20 protein-coding genes are annotated in these 16,568 nt (G+C 69.1%); 12 read left to right on the top strand and 8 right to left on the bottom strand.

Going from position 1 to position 16,568, the window contains the following annotated elements; genetic code table 11:
• The first annotated feature begins 102 nt into the window (after positions 1–102).
• The 6 genes from ccoN to U1T56_RS12930 all read left to right on the top strand — a co-directional run bounded on the left by ccoN (position 103) and on the right by U1T56_RS12930 (position 5,602).
• Positions 103–1,581 (top strand): cytochrome-c oxidase, cbb3-type subunit I, encoded by a 1,479-nt coding sequence (gene ccoN / locus U1T56_RS12955; protein WP_418159904.1) that lies wholly within the window; start codon positions 103–105, stop codon positions 1,579–1,581.
• A 13-nt stretch (positions 1,582–1,594) separates the two neighbouring features.
• Positions 1,595–2,326 carry a cytochrome-c oxidase, cbb3-type subunit II gene (gene ccoO / locus U1T56_RS12950; RefSeq protein ID WP_418159903.1) on the top strand — a complete coding sequence of 244 codons (732 nt, stop codon included), beginning with the start codon at positions 1,595–1,597 and terminating at the stop codon, positions 2,324–2,326.
• Between the two features lie 15 nt (positions 2,327–2,341).
• On the top strand, positions 2,342–2,509 hold the full coding sequence (locus U1T56_RS12945) for a cbb3-type cytochrome oxidase subunit 3 (protein ID WP_418159902.1): 168 nt from the start codon (positions 2,342–2,344) through the stop codon (positions 2,507–2,509).
• The gene (gene ccoP / locus U1T56_RS12940; protein WP_418159901.1) at positions 2,493–3,365 is read left to right on the top strand and encodes a cytochrome-c oxidase, cbb3-type subunit III; all 873 of its coding nucleotides are present in this window, start codon (positions 2,493–2,495) and stop codon (positions 3,363–3,365) included. The genes U1T56_RS12945 and ccoP overlap by 17 nt, the downstream gene beginning before the upstream one ends.
• 285 nt (positions 3,366–3,650) lie before the next feature.
• Entirely contained in the window at positions 3,651–4,091 is a 441-nt protein-coding gene (locus tag U1T56_RS12935) for a CBS domain-containing protein (protein WP_418159900.1), read from the top strand.
• A gap of 122 nt (positions 4,092–4,213) precedes the next feature.
• Positions 4,214–5,602 carry an aldehyde dehydrogenase family protein gene (locus tag U1T56_RS12930; protein WP_418159899.1) on the top strand — a complete coding sequence of 463 codons (1,389 nt, stop codon included), beginning with the start codon at positions 4,214–4,216 and terminating at the stop codon, positions 5,600–5,602.
• A 50-nt stretch (positions 5,603–5,652) separates the two neighbouring features.
• Here the strand turns inward: U1T56_RS12930 and U1T56_RS12925 are convergent, their stop codons facing one another.
• Positions 5,653–6,018: a hypothetical protein gene (locus tag U1T56_RS12925; RefSeq protein WP_418159898.1), complete on the bottom strand. Its 366-nt coding sequence runs from the start codon at positions 6,016–6,018 to the stop codon at positions 5,653–5,655.
• Positions 6,019–6,167: 149 nt separating this feature from the next.
• On the opposite strand from U1T56_RS12925, the gene U1T56_RS12920 reads away from it, so the two are divergent.
• The 4 genes from U1T56_RS12920 (at position 6,168) to U1T56_RS12905 (ending at position 9,412) form a co-directional block, all read left to right on the top strand.
• On the top strand, positions 6,168–6,962 hold the full coding sequence (locus U1T56_RS12920) for an alpha/beta fold hydrolase (RefSeq protein WP_418159897.1): 795 nt from the start codon (positions 6,168–6,170) through the stop codon (positions 6,960–6,962).
• A gap of 359 nt (positions 6,963–7,321) precedes the next feature.
• Complete coding sequence (locus U1T56_RS12915; RefSeq protein ID WP_418159896.1) at positions 7,322–7,885, top strand: methanogen output domain 1-containing protein; 564 nt, start codon at positions 7,322–7,324, stop codon at positions 7,883–7,885.
• On the top strand, positions 7,857–8,912 hold the full coding sequence (locus U1T56_RS12910) for a sensor histidine kinase (RefSeq protein ID WP_418159895.1): 1,056 nt from the start codon (positions 7,857–7,859) through the stop codon (positions 8,910–8,912). Before U1T56_RS12915 ends, U1T56_RS12910 begins: the two co-directional genes overlap by 29 nt.
• A 65-nt stretch (positions 8,913–8,977) precedes the next feature.
• Positions 8,978–9,412 (top strand): response regulator, encoded by a 435-nt coding sequence (locus U1T56_RS12905; protein WP_418159894.1) that lies wholly within the window; start codon positions 8,978–8,980, stop codon positions 9,410–9,412.
• A 50-nt stretch (positions 9,413–9,462) separates the two neighbouring features.
• Here U1T56_RS12905 and U1T56_RS12900 read toward each other — a convergent pair whose 3' ends face one another.
• The 5 genes from U1T56_RS12900 to U1T56_RS12880 all read right to left on the bottom strand — a co-directional run bounded on the left by U1T56_RS12900 (position 9,463) and on the right by U1T56_RS12880 (position 13,665).
• Entirely contained in the window at positions 9,463–10,023 is a 561-nt protein-coding gene (locus U1T56_RS12900; RefSeq protein WP_418159893.1) for a gamma-glutamylcyclotransferase, read from the bottom strand.
• Between the two features lie 4 nt (positions 10,024–10,027).
• Positions 10,028–10,942, bottom strand: coding sequence for a prephenate/arogenate dehydrogenase family protein (locus tag U1T56_RS12895; protein ID WP_418159892.1), 915 nt, complete (start codon positions 10,940–10,942; stop codon positions 10,028–10,030).
• Positions 10,939–12,042 (bottom strand): histidinol-phosphate transaminase, encoded by a 1,104-nt coding sequence (gene hisC, locus U1T56_RS12890; RefSeq protein ID WP_418159891.1) that lies wholly within the window; start codon positions 12,040–12,042, stop codon positions 10,939–10,941. The genes U1T56_RS12895 and hisC overlap by 4 nt, the downstream gene beginning before the upstream one ends.
• Before the next feature lie 51 nt (positions 12,043–12,093).
• Positions 12,094–12,963, bottom strand: coding sequence for a chorismate mutase (locus U1T56_RS12885; protein ID WP_418159890.1), 870 nt, complete (start codon positions 12,961–12,963; stop codon positions 12,094–12,096).
• Positions 12,964–13,326: 363 nt separating this feature from the next.
• Positions 13,327–13,665 (bottom strand): hypothetical protein, encoded by a 339-nt coding sequence (locus U1T56_RS12880; protein ID WP_418159889.1) that lies wholly within the window; start codon positions 13,663–13,665, stop codon positions 13,327–13,329.
• A gap of 406 nt (positions 13,666–14,071) precedes the next feature.
• Between U1T56_RS12880 and U1T56_RS12875 the strand changes: the two genes are divergently transcribed.
• Both U1T56_RS12875 and U1T56_RS12870 read left to right on the top strand, forming a co-directional pair.
• A complete protein-coding gene (locus U1T56_RS12875; RefSeq protein ID WP_418159888.1) occupies positions 14,072–14,494 on the top strand; it encodes an ester cyclase in 423 nt (140 codons plus the stop codon).
• 1 nt (position 14,495) lies between these two features.
• Positions 14,496–15,257: a TetR/AcrR family transcriptional regulator gene (locus U1T56_RS12870; protein ID WP_418159887.1), complete on the top strand. Its 762-nt coding sequence runs from the start codon at positions 14,496–14,498 to the stop codon at positions 15,255–15,257.
• Between the two features lie 461 nt (positions 15,258–15,718).
• Here the strand turns inward: U1T56_RS12870 and U1T56_RS12865 are convergent, their stop codons facing one another.
• Positions 15,719–16,069 (bottom strand): DUF5615 family PIN-like protein, encoded by a 351-nt coding sequence (locus tag U1T56_RS12865; RefSeq protein WP_418159886.1) that lies wholly within the window; start codon positions 16,067–16,069, stop codon positions 15,719–15,721.
• Positions 16,070–16,078: 9 nt separating this feature from the next.
• Entirely contained in the window at positions 16,079–16,312 is a 234-nt protein-coding gene (locus U1T56_RS12860; RefSeq protein WP_418159885.1) for a DUF433 domain-containing protein, read from the bottom strand.
• Between the last annotated feature and the right edge of the window lie 256 nt (positions 16,313–16,568).

Here is a 16,568-nt window from a genome sequence, read left to right as displayed (position 1 = left end):
CATCGGATGGCTGGTGACGGATCGGAGGGCCGGCCTGCGCTGGCTGCGCACGCCGGATCGCGATGCCGTACGGCCACGCGCAATCGAGGCAGGAGAATTCCCATGGCTGCGGCAGGCACCGCCTTATTGGCAGCGGACCGGCCCGCCTACAACGAAGACGTCGTGCGTCTCTTCACGATCGCGACGGTCTTCTGGGGCGTGGTCGGCTTTCTCGCCGGAACGTTCATCGCGTTCCAGCTCGCGTACCCGGCACTCAATCTCGGCCTGGAGTGGACGACCTTCGGTCGGCTGCGCCCGCTCCACACCTCGGCCGTGATCTTCGCCTTCGGCGGCAACGCGCTGCTCGCCACCTCGCTCTACGTGGTGCAGCGCACCTGCCGGGCACCGCTGTTCGGCGGCCCGCTGCTCGCCAACTTCCTGTTCTGGGGCTACCAGCTCTTCATCGTGCTGGCCGCCTCGGGCTACGTCATGGGCATCACCGAGGGCCGCGAGTACGCCGAGCCCGAGTGGTACACCGATCTCTGGCTCACCCTCGTCTGGGTCGTCTACCTCGTCGTGTTCTTCGGCACGATCGTGACCAGGAAAGAGCCGCACATCTACGTGGCGAACTGGTTCTACCTCGCCTTCATCGTCACGATCGCGATGCTGCACATCGTCAACAACCTGTCGGTGCCGGTGTCGTTCTTCGGGACGAAGAGCTACTCGCTGTTCGCGGGCGTGCAGGACGCGCTCACCCAGTGGTGGTACGGCCACAACGCGGTGGGCTTCTTCCTGACCGCCGGCTTTCTCGGCATGATGTACTACTTCGTACCCAAGCAGGCCGAGCGACCGGTCTATTCCTACCGGCTGTCGATCATCCATTTCTGGGCGCTGATCTTCCTCTACATCTGGGCCGGCCCGCATCACCTGCACTTCACGGCGCTGCCGGACTGGGCGCAGGTGCTCGGCATGACCTTCTCGGTGATGCTGTGGATGCCGTCCTGGGGCGGCATGATCAACGGCCTCATGACCCTCAGGGGCGCCTGGGACAAGCTGCGCTACGACCCCGTGCTGCGCTTCCTCGTGGTCTCGGTGGCCTTCTACGGCATGAGCACGTTCGAGGGCCCGCTCATGTCGATCCGCCAGGTCAACGCGCTCAGCCACTACACCGACTGGACCGTGGGCCACGTCCATTCCGGTGCGCTGGGCTGGGTCGCCTTCGTCAGCTTCGGCGCCGTCTACTACCTCGTGCCGCGCCTGTGGAAGGCCAGCCGCCTCTATTCCTTGAAGCTGGTCGAGTGGCACTTCTGGATCGCGACCATGGGCATCGTCCTCTACATCACGGCGATGTGGGTCTCGGGCATCATGCAGGGCCTGATGTGGCGCTCCTACGACGCGCTCGGCTTCCTCCAGTTCTCGTTCATCGAGACCGTCGAGGCCATGCATCCCTTCTACGTCATCCGGGCCTTGGGCGGTGTCCTGTTCACCACCGGCTCCCTGATCATGGTCTACAACCTGTGGCGCACCGCGCGCGGCGACGTCAGGGCCGAGGAGGAGATGGTCCTGAAGCCGGCGATCGTTGCCGCCACCCCCGCCGAGTGAAGGACGCTGCGCCATGTCCATCCTGAGCAGCCACGAGAAGGTCGAGACGCGGGGCTTCCTGCTCCTCGTCCTGATCCTGATCACCGTCTCGATCGGCGGCATCGTCGAGATCGCCCCTCTCTTCACGATCGAGAGCACGATCGAGAAGGTCCAGGGCGTGCGTCCCTACTCGCCGCTCGAGCTCATGGGTCGCAACATCTACATCCGCGAGGGCTGCTACAACTGCCACTCGCAGATGATCCGCCCGTTTCGCGACGAGGCCGAGCGCTACGGCCATTACAGCCTCGCCGCGGAGAGCATGTACGACCACCCGTTCCAGTGGGGCAGCAAGCGCACCGGCCCCGACCTCGCCCGGGTCGGCGGCAAGTACTCGAACCAGTGGCAGGTGGCGCACCTGATCGATCCCCGGAGCGTGGTGCCCGAGAGCATCATGCCGCCTTACGCCTTCCTCAAGGACCGCGACCTGCAGGCGAGCGACGTCGTCGATCACCTGAAGACGCTCAGAACCGTCGGCGTACCCTACACGGACGAGCAGATCCAGAACGCGAAGGCCGATCTCGAGGCGCAGGCCGCCAACGACGGCGACCACGAGGCGCTCCTCGCCCGCTACCCGAAGGCGGCCACCGGCGACTTCGACGGCCAGCCGGACCGGCTGACCGAGATGGACGCGCTCGTGGCCTATCTCCAGGTCCTCGGCCGCATGGTCGACTTCACCGACGTCCGCACCGAAGATCTTCTGCAGTAGAGGGAGGAAAAACTGTTGGAATCGATCCTTCCGATACTGAAGCAGTTCTGGCTCGTCTGGACGTTTCTCCTGTTCGCCGGCATCGTCGCCTGGGCCTACTGGCCGGGTCGCAAGCAGGAGATGGAAGACCACGCGCGCATCCCGTTTCGGGATGAGGAGATGAAGAATGGCCACCAAGGCTGAAAAGGACGCGGTCACGGGTGTCGAGACCACCGGCCACGAGTGGGACGGGATCAAGGAGCTCAACAACCCGCTGCCGAAATGGTGGGTCTACACCTTCTACGCCACCATCGCCTTCTCGGTGCTGTGGTGGGTGCTCTACCCGTCCTGGCCCTGGAAGTCGGGCCATACGGGCGGCGTGCTCGGCTCGAACCAGCGCGTCGAGCTCGAGCAGCGCCTGGCCGATGCCCGCGCCTTGCAGGCGAAGTGGCTCGACGAGATCAAGGCGACCGACACCGCCGCGATCGAAAAGAACCCCGAGCTGCTCCAGTTCGCCGTGGCCGGCGGCGAGAAGCAGTTCAAGAACAACTGCGCCCCCTGCCACGGCCTCGGCGGCGCGGGTCAAGGCGTCTACCCCACGCTCGCCGACGACGACTGGCTCTGGGGCGGCCAGATCGACCAGATCGAGTACACGATCCGGCACGGCATCCGGAACGGCCAGGACCCGGAGGCGCGCGACAACGTGATGCCGAGCTTCGGCGCCGACGGCATCCTGAAACCCGAGCAGATCGACCAGGTCGTGCAGTACGTGCTCTCGCTCACCGACCGCGCCACCGACAAGACGGCGGCCGAACAGGGGGCCACCGTCTTCGCCGAGAACTGCGCGTCCTGCCACGGCGAGAAGGGCGAAGGCATCAAGGAGATGGGCGCTCCCGCCCTCAACGACGCGATCTGGCTCTACGGCGGCGAGCCCGCGCAGATCGCGGCCCAGATCAACCGGCCGAAGCTCGGCGTGATGCCGAACTGGCAGGGCCGGCTCGACGAGACGGCGATCAAGATGCTCGCGGTCTACGTCCACAACCTGGGCGGCGGCCAGTAGCAGCCCCTCCGCCCGGCAGGGACCGCGTGGTCGGGCATTTCTCCTAAGGCGGCGGGCCCCACCCGCCGCTTTTCCTTTCGGGACCTCGTGCGATGCCCGTTCACCGTGACCCGCGAAAGGTTCGAGGGCCCGGCGTGCCGGCCGGCGGAATCACGGTCCCGCCAGCCTCGTCCCGTGCTCCGGCTCCGCCCTTGGACAGCCTGCCGCGATCGGCGCATAGTAGGATCTTGCGGGTGTGGGTGCGTGGACCTGCCCGCTCGTGGACCGGACAGGAGGGCAAGGCCGATGAAAGTGCGCGATATCCTGGAGGCGAAGGGCCGGCGGGTCATCACCATCCGCCCGGATGCCACCGTCTCCACCGCCGTCCACCGGCTGGCGCTCGAGCGCGTGGGCGCGCTCGTCGTGAGCGAGGACGGCAGCACGGTCCAAGGGATCATCTCCGAGCGCGACATCGTGAAGGCGCTGGCCCAGGAGGGCGCCGCGATCATGGGCACCGACCGCCATGTCGCCGAGCTCATGACCACCGGCGTCACCACCTGCAGCCCCGAGGACAGCGTCAAGGCCATCATGGCCGAGATGACTCGACGCCGCTTTCGCCATCTGCCCGTCATCGAGAACGGCCGGCTCGCCGGCATCGTCAGCATTGGCGACGTGGTGAAGAGCCGGCTCGAGGAGATGGAGCTCGAGACCTCGGTCCTGCGCGAAGCCTACATCGCCGCGCACTGACCAGGCCGGATAGCGTGCCGGGTCAGCAGCGGTCCCGGCATGTCCTTTCCCGGCGGCGTGGCATTGGCGCTCGCGGCGTTCTCGCCTAACGTCGCGCACGTGTCCACGCAACGGGGAACGCCATGGCTCTGCAACGCACCATCTCGCCGGTCGACGGCCGGGTCTATGTCGAGCGCGAGCTCGCGGGCGAGCGCGAGATCGCCACCGCCCTCGAGCGGGCGAAAGCCGCCTTCGCCGGCTGGCGGGCGACACCGGTTCGCGAGCGTATTGCCCTCCTGAGCCGGGCCGTCGATGCGTTCGTCGCAGACCGGGACGCGATCGCGGCCGAGATCACCTGGCAGATGGGCCGGCCGATCTCCCAGAGCCCCGGCGAGATCCGCGGGTTCGAGGAGCGGGCGCGCCACATGCTCGAGGTGGCGCCCGAAGCCCTCACCGACGTGGCCGTCGGCGAGAAGGCGGGCTTCACCCGCTTCATCCGCCACGAGCCCTTGGGCCTCGTCTTCGTCATCGCCCCCTGGAACTATCCTTATCTCACCGCCGTCAACGCGGTGATCCCGGCCCTTGCTGCCGGCAACGTCGTGCTCCTGAAGCACTCCGCCCAGACCCCGCTGTGCGCCGAGCGCTTCCAAGCGGCGTTCGACGCGGCGGGCCTGCCGGCGGGCGTGTTCCAGCACCTCCATCTCGCCCACGACGACGCGCTCCGCATCGTGGGCAGCGGCGAGGCGCAGCTCGTCGCCTTCACGGGTTCGGTGCCGGGCGGGCACGCGGTCCAGGCTGCGGCCGGCAAGGCGTTCATCGCCACCAACCTCGAGCTCGGCGGCAAGGACCCGGCCTATGTCCGCGCCGACGCCGATCTCGCGCACGCGGTCGAGAATCTCGTGGACGGCGCCTGCTTCAACTCGGGGCAGAGCTGCTGCGGGATCGAGCGGATCTACGTCCACGAGAAGCTCTACGACGACTTCGTCGCGGGCTATGTCGAGCTCGCGAGCCGCTACGTCCTGGACGATCCCACCCTGCCTTCGACCAATCTGGGTCCCATGGTGCGCGCGAGCGCCGCCGACTTCGCCCGCGATCAGGTCGAGGAGGCGGTCCGGCAGGGGGCGAAGGCGCTGATCGATCCGCGGCGTTTCCCGCGCGAGGCGCGCGGCTCCGCCTACATGGCGCCGCAGTGCCTCGTCGGCGTCACGCACGAGATGCGGGTGATGACCGAGGAGAGCTTCGCGCCCATCGTCGGGATCATGAAGGTCAGGGACGACGAGGAGGCGATAGCGCTCATGAACGACAGCGCCTTCGGCCTCACCGCCGCCATCTGGACGAGCGACGAGGCGGCGGCGCTGCGGATCGGCGACCGGCTCGAGACCGGCACGGTGTTCATGAATCGCTGCGACTATCTCGATCCGGCGCTGGCCTGGGTCGGCGTCAAGGACTCCGGCCGCGGCGTGGCGCTCTCGCGCCTGGCTTACGAACACCTGACCCGGCCGAAGAGCTTCCATCTGCGCACGAGGCTCTGACGAGGCCCGCCGGGTCGGGCGATGCGTCCGGAGCGCGCCGGAGGACGGCGCTAGCGGTCCCCTTCCCCGGCCCGGCCGTCGCTCCAGCGGCGGCGCAGCCTCGTCCACCACCGCTCGCCCGAGACGATCATCCGCGCGGTCGGCCGCCGCAGGAGCGCTATGTCGAACGCCAGCAGCGCCAGGCCCAGCGGCACCATCCAAAAGCCCAGGATCGGCAGGAAGCCGAGAAAGCCGCAGGCGATCAGCAGCACGCCGATCGGTATCCTTATCCAACTCGCCGAGGGTCGCCGCAGATGCCGCACCCACGCGCCGAGAAAGCCCGGCAGCTTCCGTTCGGCCCAATCCAGCCGCCGGTGCAGGATGCGCTCCGCCTTGGCATCGGGATCGGCGGTCTCGAGAATGTCGTTCTGCCCCATGCGTGCGCTGCTCGTCGGAGGTGATGACATCTTATATTGATCGGCCCGGTGGCCGGGAAAGCCAACGCCGCCCGAAACCCGATGTTCCACGGCGGGCCGAAGTCGCTCGCGCCAGCGTCATGATCGCCCTCCTCGGAAAGGAGCCCGGAATGACCAGCAGCATCTCGCCAGCCGTTCTCGAGCTCGCCACGACCGTGCTGGGCTCGGGTCCGCCCGTCGTCGTGCTGCACGGGCTTCTGGGCCGTGCTCGCAACTGGCTCACGATCGCCCGCGGCCTCGAGCGTCATTGGACGGTTCATCTCGCGGATCTGCGCAATCATGGTGCCTCGCCCTGGTCGGACGAGGCCGGCTACGCCGCCATGGCGGCCGACGTCGCGGCCCTGATCGAGCAGCGCGTCGGCGGGCGGACGCGGCTGCTCGGCCACAGCATGGGCGGCAAAGTGGCGATGACGCTGGCCCTCGCCCGGCCCGAGCTGGTCGAGCGGCTGATCGTCGTCGACATCGCACCGGTGACCTACCGGCAGGGCTACGAGGACCATATCCGCGCGATGCAGGCGGTGGATCTCGCTGCAGCGCGAAAGCGCGCCGACGTCGATGCCGCTCTCGCGGCCGCCGTGCCCGAGCCCGGCATGCGCGGCTTCCTGCTCCAGAACCTCGCGAGTGCCGACGACCGGTTCCGCTGGCAGCCCAACCTCGCAGCGCTGCTTCGGGCCATGAGCGAGATCGGCTCGTTCCCGAACGAGCTTGCGGGCCGCATCTATACCGGCCCGAGCTTCGCGCTGCGTGGCGAGCGGTCGGATTACGTCGACGCCGCGGGTGAGGCGGCGCTGCGGCGGCTCTTCCCGGCCATCGAGATCCTGACCGTGCCCGGTGCCGGGCACTGGCCGCACGCCGAGCAGCCGGCCGCGTTCCTGCACCTGCTCGAGCCCTGCCTCGGTGGCTGACGCCCGGGGAGCGGGACGAGCCATCTTGCACGCAGACAGTTTCTAGGATAATTTTCCAGATCGGCCCGAAACGGCCGCAAGGTGGGAGTCTCGCGCAGGAAAATTGCACGAACGATTTCGAAAACCTTGATTGGCCACGACCGGGCCAGGAAGCATCGGCGAAGCGGCCGACCCGTCCTCGAGCCGGCCACCGCCTTTCTTCCGAGCTATCGGGCGAGGAACATGGCGTCGGATGCGGCTCGTTCACATGATCGTCCTCGTACCCGAGCGCCGCCTATTGACGGCCGGGCGGTGGGGTCTAGAGATGATCTGCTTGCCTTTCGATGCTCGCCTCGCCCCTCACGAGCGGAAGCAGCGCCATGAGCGAACCGGAAACGGCCCCGATCGGCCTCGAGCGCGATCTCTTCCTGCGTCGGCTGCTGCGCGAGCTCGCGGGCACGCTCGAGGATGTCGTCGGCCTCGACGAGGCTTCCGGCTATATCAGCGTCGTCGGTGCCGCGATCGGCGAGCAGATCGATGCGGAGTACAAGCGAGCGCTCCGGGTGGAGCGGCTCGACCGCGCGCAGGTGGCCCGCGTGCTCGTCGACCTCAAGCGACGCATCCAGGGCGACTTCTTCGTGATCGAGGAGGACGCCACGAAGATCGTGCTCGGCAACCGGGCCTGCCCCTTCGGTGAGCTCGTGGCGGGCCGGCCGTCCTTGTGCATGATGACGTCCAATGTTTTCGGCCGTATCGTCGCCGAGAATCTGGGCTATGCCCGGGTGGAGCTGCCGGAGACCATCGCCCGAGGCCATTCCGGCTGCCGAGTCGTCGTTCACCTCGTCCCGAGCGAGGATGCCGATCCGCAGGGCAGAGAATATTTCAGGGCTATGGATCAGGATGGCGGTGGACCCGTTGCAGCGTTTTCTCGCGGTACTGGATGAGCCGGCTCTGCTCGTCACCGCTTCGGGGGTCGTCCGTCGGACGAACGCGCCGGCGCTGCGGCTCTTCGGCCGGCTCGCGGGCGAGATCGAGGGGCGCGCCCTGGCCGGGCTCACGGCCGATCCTCCGGAAAAGGTGAGCGCGCTCTTGCGTCTCTTCTCCGGCTCGCGGACCGCCGTGATCGGCAGCCTGAGCCTCCACACGGACGATGGCGTCGTCCATCGCTGCCGGTGCCGTGGCGGGCGTCTCGGCGGGGCCGACGATCCCGACGAGCCGCTGCTCCTGCTGCGCTTCGAGGAGGCCGCGCACGACCGCTCCAAGGTGCTGACCGAGAAGGTCGTGGCGCTCAACGCGGAGATCCGCCGCAGCAAGCTCGCCCAGCACCAGCTCGAGGCGGCGCTGCGGCAGAAGAACATGCTGCTCCGGGAGCTGCATCACCGGGTCAAGAACAACCTGCAGGTTCTGCTCGGTATCCTGCTGCTCGGCGAGCAGCAGGCGAAGGCACCCGAGGCGCTGGCGGCGATCCACGACGCGCGGCTCCGGGTCGAGGCCATGGCGCTGCTCCAGCGCCTGTTCTACCAGAAGGAGGATCTCTCGAGGGTCGACGTCATCCCCTTCCTGCAAGAGATCTGCGCCGGCGTGGCGCGCACCTTCCACCGGCCGGGGATAGCGGTGCGGGTCGTGCCGGTGGAGATATCCCTGCCCCTCGATCTCGCCTCGGCCCTGGGCCTCATCGTCAACGAGCTCTTGACCAACGCCTTCAAGCACGCCTTTCCGGACGAGCAGGAGGGCGAGGTCACGGTTCGCCTCGAGCGGGAGCGCAGCGATGGCGACCTTCTGACCCTCGTCGTCGAGGACAACGGCCGTGGTCCGGATGGCGTGCAGCGCTCCGGGACGGGATTGTTGCTGGTTCGCGGGCTGGCCCAACAGCATGGCGGTGCCTGCGTGGTCGAGGCGGGAAGCGGCACGCGGTGCGTGGTCACGCTACGCGACCGGCAACGGGCCTCGTCATCGCGGCCGCTGCACTGAACGGGATCGGGCCGATGCGGACGGGATGCGCGGGGTTCAGCGGAGCAGGAGGCCGGATACCGCCGATGTGGCCGTGGCGCGCGGGCGAGGCCATGCTCTGGGCGGCGGGCGAGAGCAGCGCCGCCGTGCCGGCGCGACCACGGCTCCTGATCGTCGACGACGACTGGCTCATCCGCCTGCAGATCGAGCATTTCCTGACGGCGGCCGGGTTCGAGATCGTCGGCGCGGCGGCGGATGCGGCGACGGCGGTGGCGCTCGCCGGACGCGAGCGGCCGGATCTCGTGCTCATGGACATCCGGCTCAGCGGCCCCGTCGACGGCATCGCCGCGGCGCAGGAGATCGCCGACCGGTTCGGCATCCGCAGCCTGTTCGTCTCGGCGCATACCGACCCCGGCACGCTCGCACGCACCCGACGGGCGCAGCCGCTCGGCTGGGTACCGAAGCCCTTCACCGAGGCGGAGCTGCTGCAGGGCGTGAAGGCGGCGCTCGCCGCCCGCTGACCGTCGCAAGCCGAGCGGCCGCGTGGAGACGGCCCGGCCGCCGGCGGCGGTCAGGCGTCGTCCCTGTCGGCGGCGTCGAGCTCGGCCACGATCGCCTCGAGCTCGGGCTCGAGAATGCTCATGGCCCGAAGATGCATGACGGTGTTGCGGACGTAATCGGCGCAGGCACCGGCGAGGCCGTGACCCTCGCGCACGCAGCGCAGAACATCCTCGCCGCCGAGATGGCCGGCATACTGCGCGTGATCGGGTTTGGCGACGTAGCACCAGGCCTCGGCCTCGGCGCGCCGGTCGAGCAGGGTCACCGGCAGCCGGACGCGGTCGTAGACGTAGGTGTCGAGGAGCTCGCGGGCGTCGAGATAGGCCAGCACCTCGGGCTCGCGCTCGCGCGTCACGCCGATGGCGCGCCCGACACAGCTCCCGCCGGGCTTGAGCCCGAGCACGAGACCGGGGCGTGCCGCCGTGCCGCGATAGTGGGTCGAGTAGATGCACAAGGCCCGGCACCAGCCGTCGAGCCGTGCCGGCGCAAAGTCGTCGTGCACGAAGCCCGGATTCCACATCAGGGAACCGTAGCCGAAGAACCAGACGAGGTCGCCCGCGTCCTTGTCCGCCATCGGCTCAGCCGTTCTCTCCGTTGGCCTGCGGCTGACGAACATAAGCCTGGCCGGCCTGGATGACACCGCGGCGGATGGCCCGGGTGCGGGTGAACAGGTCGAACAGGGTCTGGCCGTCGCCCCAGCGGATGGCGCGCTGCAGCGCCACCAGGTCCTCGGTGAACCGGCCCAGCATCTCGAGCACGGCCTCGCGGTTGCCGAGCAGCACGTCGCGCCACATGGTGGGATCGGAGGCGGCGATGCGGGTGAAGTCGGTGAAGCCGCCGGCCGCGTACTTGAACACCTCGGTCCGCGCCTGCTCCTCGAGGTCGGCGACGGTGCCGACGATGGTATAGGCGATCAGATGCGGCAGATGCGAGGTGATCGCGAGCACGCGGTCGTGATGCTCGGGCGTCATGATGTCGACCAGCGAGCCGGCACGCTCCCAGAGCGCCTTGACCCGCTCGACGGCGGCGGGATCGGTGTCCTCGATCGGCGTCAGGATGCAGCGGCGGCGCACGAACAGCGTGTCGAAGGCGGCATCGGGGCCGGAATGCTCGGTGCCGGCCACCGGATGGCCGGGCACGAACAGGCCGGGTGTCGGCAGGTGCGGGACGACGTCCCGGACCACCTGCGCCTTGATCGACGAGACGTCGGTGACGATGGCATCGGGAGCGAGGCCCGGCCGCATCGCCGCGGCGACCGGGCCGACGGCGGCGGGTGGCACGCCCAGAACGACGAGATCGGCACCCCGCACCGCCTCGGCCGGATCGGCCTCGGCGCGGTCGCACAAGTGCAGCTCGAGCGCGCGGGCGCGCGTCTCCTCGCGGCGTGCGGCGGCCACGATCTCGCCTGCCAGCCCCTCGCGTCGCATCACCTTCGCGAGCGAGCCGTTGATGAGGCCGATGCCGAGCATGGCTACGCGGCGGAACGGCGTCATGCCTGCCTCCGCCCCGCCACGAAGGCGGCCAGAGCCTCGACCACGCGCCGGTTCTCCTCCTCGCGCCCGATGCTGAGACGCAGGCAGCCCGGCAGCCCGTAGGCGCCCATCTCGCGCGGGATGATGCCCTCGGCCTCGAGAAAGGCGTTGGCGGCGGCGGCATCATGGCCGGGCTCGGACGGGAATTCGATCAGGATGAAGTTGCCGAGGCTCGGGTGGACGGTGAGGCCAAGAGCCTGGATCTCGCGCGTGAGCCAGGGCAGCCAGGTCGCGTTGTGGGCGCGGGCCTGCTCCTGATGCTCGAGGTCCTCGAGCGCCGCCACTCCCGCGGCGAGCGCCGGCGCGGAGACGTTGAAGGGGCCGCGCACGCGATTGATGACGTCGACGATCGCGGGTGCCGCGGTCATCCAGCCGAGGCGCAGCGCCGCGAGCCCGAACAGCTTCGAGAAGGTGCGCAAACAGACCGTGTTGGGGGTGCCGCGGGCGAGCTCGAGGCCGCTCGCGTAATCGGGTGCGGTGGCGTACTCGGCATAGGCCGCATCGATCACCAGGATCACGTCCTCGGGCAGACCCGCCCGCAGCCGCTCGAGCTCGGTCGCCGGCAGATAGCTGCCGGTCGGGTTGTTCGGGTTGGCGAGGAACAGCAGGCGCGTGCGCGAGGTGACGTGGGCGAGGAGCGCGTCCACGTCGGCCGTGAGGTTCCGCTCGGGTGCGGCCACGGGATGGGCGCCGGCAGCGAGCGCTGCGATCGGGTACATGAGAAAGCCGTGGCGGCTGTAGAGCACCTCGTCGCCGGGACCCGCGTAGGCGCGGATCAGGAGCGAGATCAGCTCGTCGGAGCCGGCGCCGCAGACGACGAGATCGGGATCGACGTTGAAGCGGCGGCCGATCGCCTGGCGCAAGGCCGTCGCGTTGCCGTCGGGGTAGCGGTGCAGCTCCCCGGCCAGCTCGCGATAGGCGGCGATGGCCTTGGGGCTTGGACCGAGCGGGCTCTCGTTGGAGGAGAGCTTGGCGACGGGCTTCGAGCTCGCACTCTTCGCCTTGCCGCCGACGTAAGGGGTGATCTCCAGGATGCCGGGGCGCGGCCTGGGCAGGGCCATGGGGCTACCTCGATGCTGGCGCGAACGGAAAACGGGCGGGGAGCGTCCGGATCAGACGCCCTCTCCTACCGGCAGGGGACGGGCATAGCCTCCGAGCCACACGCAGCGCAAGACGTGCTCGCGCGCATGGGCGAGCACGTGATCGAGGCGAGGGTCGTGAGGCATCGGGAAGCCGTCGAGCTCGAGGAGATGCAGGGCATGGCCCGCCTCGCTCCGGCGCCGGCCCGCGAGCCAGCGCGGTGCTTGACCGGCGGCGCCGAGCAGCTCGAGCAGCCGGGCGCGGCTGACGTCCTCGACGGTCTCGACGGCGATCAGGCTGACATCGTCCCCCGAGGGCTCGGGCTCGATGGCGCCGACCACGAACCCGTCCACACCCTCGGGGTAGGTGCCGGGGTTCGAGAACGGCAGGCGCGCCACGATCCTGAGCGGCAGAACGGACGTGTCGAGCAGGCTGATCCACCAGCCGTGCTCCTCGCCCGGCAGCGGCAGGACGGCGAGGCGGCTCACATCCTCGGCCAGAAGGCGCAGCGCCTGCGATCCGCTCTCGGTGCGCAACATGGGTGTCAGCGAGCCGAAATGGTCGCGCGCCACGTCCCAGAGCGCCGGCTGATCCGGCGGCACCTGCACCGCCACCGTGAACGGGGCCTGGGCCCGGGTGGTGGCGGCCAGAAGCTCGCGCCACATGCGCAGCAGGGCCGCGGTCGGGAAGCGTCCGGCGGCACGTTCGGCGAGGCGGCGCAGGATGACGGCCTCCCGGCCGGGCCGGATGGCCGGCCGGCCGTTGGTGGCGGCCTGCTTGATCCGGGCGATCGCCTGCACGACGCGCATGCGCTCGGCGAGGAGGTCGACCATGGCCGCATCGAGGCGGTCCACCTCCCGGCGCAGATTCTCGAGCTCTTCGTGGTCGGGCGGCGGGGCCATAGGCGATCCGGATCTCGGCTGCGGCGTTGCAAGGGCGCCGGCGAGGGAACGTCGCCGGCCGGCGCTTGTCAATGCTCGCCGCGAACGTTTCCAGGGCAATGGAGCGAATGCGGGTAGCGGGTCGGTGCGGGGCCGGAGTTCCCGGCGGCACGGACGTGCCGGCAGGAGACGCCCACGCCCCCGGCGGACCGGCACCCGATCCTCACCGTCATGGGGGCCGCCATCGGCCCGGCAGCGCACCTTCCCAGCAGAGGCTCGGCTGGTGCAGAACGAAGAGGTTGATTTCGTAGGGTGTCCCTGAAACCCAGAAAATGGCGCGAGCGGCTGGTGACGGCGGCGGTGAGGCAGCATGATGCGCCCGGCTCAGAGCAGCTTCACCAGCGCGGCCATCGCGCCGACCGCGACCACGAGCATCCCGCCGAGGCGCACGGTGATCTGCAAGGTCATCCGGTCCATGCGGGCTTCCACGGCGTCGATGCGGCGGGTGAGCCGGTGCTCGACATCGGCGATCTCGGCGCGGAGTCCGCCGATCTCGGTCCGCATCTCGGCTCGGGCCTCGCTGATCTCCTGCCGCAGTCGACCCTCCATCTCGGCGAGATCGAGCTTGGTCGCGGCGTCGCTCTCGGCGAACTCGGCCAGCGCCTCCACCTGCTCCTGGGTGAAGCCGGCCCGCTGCAGCTTCAGAATGGCGGTCGCGGTCATGGCTCGATGTGACCACGGCAGCGCCGGCCGCTCAACAGGATTCCCGTTCTCGACCGCAGCGATGAGCCGGAGTTGCGGGGACAGCATACGAAATCGCTCCTCCCCGTGGCACTCGGGCCGCGCTTGCCGGGGCGTAGTCGGAAGTCGAGCAGGCACGCCGAGCATCGCCTTCGGCAAGAAAGCTCGGCTGGGGCAGAACGAGTAGGTTGATTTCGTATAGCACCCTCGAAACCCTTGGGCACATAAGAGATGGCTGGCCGTCGACAGCCTTGCCGCTCGCTGGAGGGAGTTCGCCGCGCGCTCCAACGATGCTCGAGGAGGCTGAAGCAAGTCTCTTTACATGATACTCTCATCTCATCAATATATCCGCGTTTCAGGAATGTCCCCTCGCCCCGGAGGACCGGCTATGGCGCTGACGCCTGCGGAGATGGACCGAAAGATCGACGAGCATTTCGGTTTCGAGGCCCGCGACGACGTGGAGGGCGTCCTGGCGACGCTCTCGCCCGACGTCGAGCACGACATCGTCGGCTGGCCGTCCGGGCCGACGCGCGGCCGCGCCGGCGCGCGCCCCTTCTACGAAACCCTGTTCGCCGATCTGTCCGAGAGCAAGGTCGAGTGCTTGAGGCGGCTTTATGGCGACAACTTCCTGATCGACGAGTCGCTTTGGCAGGGCAAGGCGGTGGGCAGGCCCTTCGGTCTGGAAGGCAAGGGCCGCCCGCTCGAGTTCCGCATGCTGCATGTCGTCGAATTCGCCGACAGCGGCGAGATCAAGCGCGAGAACGTGTGGGTGGATCTCGCGGCCATCATCCGACAGCTACCGCAGAGCTGAGATGGCGGACGGGAAGGCGGCGGACCGGAGCAACCAGCGCTACAGGACCCGCAAGGATCTGATCGCGGCGGCGGCGCGCCTCATGAAGGAAGGGCGCAAGCCGAGCCTCGAGGAGGTCGCCGAGGCGGCGCTCGTCTCGCGGGCGACCGCGTACCGCTACTTCCGGAACGCCGAAGCGCTCCTGGTCGAGGCGTCCTTCGACCTGGCGGTACCCGACGGCGAGACCCTGTTCGCCGGCGACCCATCGGTCGATCCGGAGGAGCGGGTCGACAAGGCCGAGGCGGCGATGCACCGCATGGTGATCGAGAACGAGGCGGCGCTCCGGCTCATGCTGGCTTCCGCCATCGCCCGGGTGGCCGAGGGCTCCGCTGACGAAGCCGTGCCGCTACGGCAGAACCGCCGCACGCCCTTGATCGAGGCGGCCCTGGCCCCTGCCCGCGACCGGCTCACGAGGAGCAGCTACGCCAGGCTCTGCGCTGCGCTCGCCATGATCTTCGGCCCCGAGTCGATGATCGTCTTCCGCGACGTCCTGCGGCTCGATGACGAGACCGCCCGCGAGGTGAAGAGCTGGGCGGTGCGCGCCTTGGTCCGCGCCGCCCTCGACGAGCCGCGATCGGAATCCGGCGGCGGCCCGCGAAAGGCACGCGGGCCGGGCGGACGAAGGCGGACGGAAGATGCCGCCGAGCCGGGACCGTCGGCCGCGGTCGAACGCCGCAGCGGACCAGGATCCGCTGCTCCGCCCGGAAGATCCTCTCCGGACTGAAGGTCCCAACGGGTCTTCGTTGCGGTGGTCCGGCCTCCTGCGTCCGTCTGCCGGACCGTGCTTCGTCGTGGCGCGGACTCGCCGCCCGCGCCACGGGCAGGCGCTACGGCATGGTCAGCCGCTCCAGATCCTTCTCGGATTTCGGGGACACCCTACGAAATTAACCTTCCTTCGGATTTCGGGGACACCCTACGAAATTAACCTTCCTGCCCTATGCCAGCCGAGCCTCCCCACGTGGGATTTCGCGGATTTCGGGGACACCCTACGAAATTAACCTTCGGATTTCGGGGACACCCTACGAAATTAACCTTCCTGCCCTATGCCAGCCGAGCCTCCCCACGTGGGGCGAGGCGCGGCCTGCCCGCTTGACCTCCGGCCGCATCCCGAGCACGCGCGGCCCACGTAGGACCCGTGCGCCACGAGAAGGGTTGATCTCGTATGCTGCCCTCGAAATTCCGGTGCTAGGGCAGCGGTCTTGTGCGTATCCCCTGCCCGTCGATGACGACGAACATGCCAGGGAAGGCCGCTTGCTCGATCGCCGCCGCGACCACGCCGATTCGCGCGACCAGCTCGGTCGCCCGCAGCCGGATCAAAACGACCGCAGGCGGCGGTGTCCGGGCACGAGCGAACACCAGCGTCCCGAAATCCGTGTCGAGCGTGACGAGCCCGCGGTCATCGCGAACCACCTCGTCGAGAATGCCGGCGTCATCGGTAGCGCCTAGATGAGGCGGCAGCAGCAAGGCGTCGTAGCCACGCGCGGCGAGCGCGCGCGCCAGCTCATGGGGAACGTTCTCGTCGAGCAGCAACCGCACGCGGCGCCGTCAGGCAGCGGGCAGCGGGAACCGACGCTCCTCGCGCAAGATCGCCGCCGCGTAGCGCAGGCAGGCGCGAATATCCTCCTCGCTGAGGGTGGGATAGCTCTCACGGCTGCGCTCAGCCGACCAGCCGTCGGTCACGAGCTCGGCCACGAGCTCGACGGGGATGCGCGAGCCGCGGACCACGGGCTTGCCGCCGAGCCGCCCAGGGTCGATCTCGATATGGTCCCGCCACGCCATGCGGTGCCGCTCCTGCCGGGCCTGCATTCTATCGACCTCGATGCCAGTTGTCGTGCGTCGATCGTGGGCACGGGGCGGTGCTGGAGTCGGGTGTCGCGATCCGCCCGGCCGGTCGCCTCTCTTGACTATATTCCTAGATCCGGTTAGGCTCGGGCCAGCTGCCCCTCAGCCCGGACCTGCCCCCGTGCCCGACCTCGCCCCCAATACCGCCACAGCCGACCCGTCCCCCGCCCCGCAGCAGCGCGGCCCCAAGACC

The sequence above is a fragment of the Benzoatithermus flavus genome (assembly GCF_037908215.1).
In the GTDB taxonomy this organism is placed as follows: Bacteria; Pseudomonadota; Alphaproteobacteria; order Geminicoccales; family Geminicoccaceae; genus Benzoatithermus; species Benzoatithermus flavus.
The sequence above is the reverse complement of the archived record's forward strand: the minus strand, read 5'-3'. Positions and strand labels throughout refer to the sequence as shown.

Excerpts from the sequence above, each read along its gene's own strand:
- ccoN (WP_418159904.1), top strand. The coding sequence starts at position 103 with ATGGCTGCGGCAGGCACCGCCTTATTGGCAGCGGACCGGCCCGCCTAC.
- ccoO (WP_418159903.1), top strand. The coding sequence starts at position 1,595 with ATGTCCATCCTGAGCAGCCACGAGAAGGTCGAGACGCGGGGCTTCCTG.
- ccoP (WP_418159901.1), top strand. The coding sequence starts at position 2,493 with ATGGCCACCAAGGCTGAAAAGGACGCGGTCACGGGTGTCGAGACCACC.
- U1T56_RS12935 (WP_418159900.1), top strand. The coding sequence starts at position 3,651 with ATGAAAGTGCGCGATATCCTGGAGGCGAAGGGCCGGCGGGTCATCACC.
- U1T56_RS12930 (WP_418159899.1), top strand. The coding sequence starts at position 4,214 with ATGGCTCTGCAACGCACCATCTCGCCGGTCGACGGCCGGGTCTATGTC.
- U1T56_RS12925 (WP_418159898.1), bottom strand. The coding sequence starts at position 6,018 with ATGGGGCAGAACGACATTCTCGAGACCGCCGATCCCGATGCCAAGGCG.
- U1T56_RS12920 (WP_418159897.1), top strand. The coding sequence starts at position 6,168 with ATGACCAGCAGCATCTCGCCAGCCGTTCTCGAGCTCGCCACGACCGTG.
- U1T56_RS12915 (WP_418159896.1), top strand. The coding sequence starts at position 7,322 with ATGAGCGAACCGGAAACGGCCCCGATCGGCCTCGAGCGCGATCTCTTC.
- U1T56_RS12905 (WP_418159894.1), top strand. The coding sequence starts at position 8,978 with ATGTGGCCGTGGCGCGCGGGCGAGGCCATGCTCTGGGCGGCGGGCGAG.
- U1T56_RS12900 (WP_418159893.1), bottom strand. The coding sequence starts at position 10,023 with ATGGCGGACAAGGACGCGGGCGACCTCGTCTGGTTCTTCGGCTACGGT.
- U1T56_RS12895 (WP_418159892.1), bottom strand. The coding sequence starts at position 10,942 with ATGACGCCGTTCCGCCGCGTAGCCATGCTCGGCATCGGCCTCATCAAC.
- hisC (WP_418159891.1), bottom strand. The coding sequence starts at position 12,042 with ATGGCCCTGCCCAGGCCGCGCCCCGGCATCCTGGAGATCACCCCTTAC.
- U1T56_RS12885 (WP_418159890.1), bottom strand. The coding sequence starts at position 12,963 with ATGGCCCCGCCGCCCGACCACGAAGAGCTCGAGAATCTGCGCCGGGAG.
- U1T56_RS12880 (WP_418159889.1), bottom strand. The coding sequence starts at position 13,665 with ATGACCGCGACCGCCATTCTGAAGCTGCAGCGGGCCGGCTTCACCCAG.
- U1T56_RS12875 (WP_418159888.1), top strand. The coding sequence starts at position 14,072 with ATGGCGCTGACGCCTGCGGAGATGGACCGAAAGATCGACGAGCATTTC.
- U1T56_RS12870 (WP_418159887.1), top strand. The coding sequence starts at position 14,496 with ATGGCGGACGGGAAGGCGGCGGACCGGAGCAACCAGCGCTACAGGACC.
- U1T56_RS12860 (WP_418159885.1), bottom strand. The coding sequence starts at position 16,312 with ATGGCGTGGCGGGACCATATCGAGATCGACCCTGGGCGGCTCGGCGGC.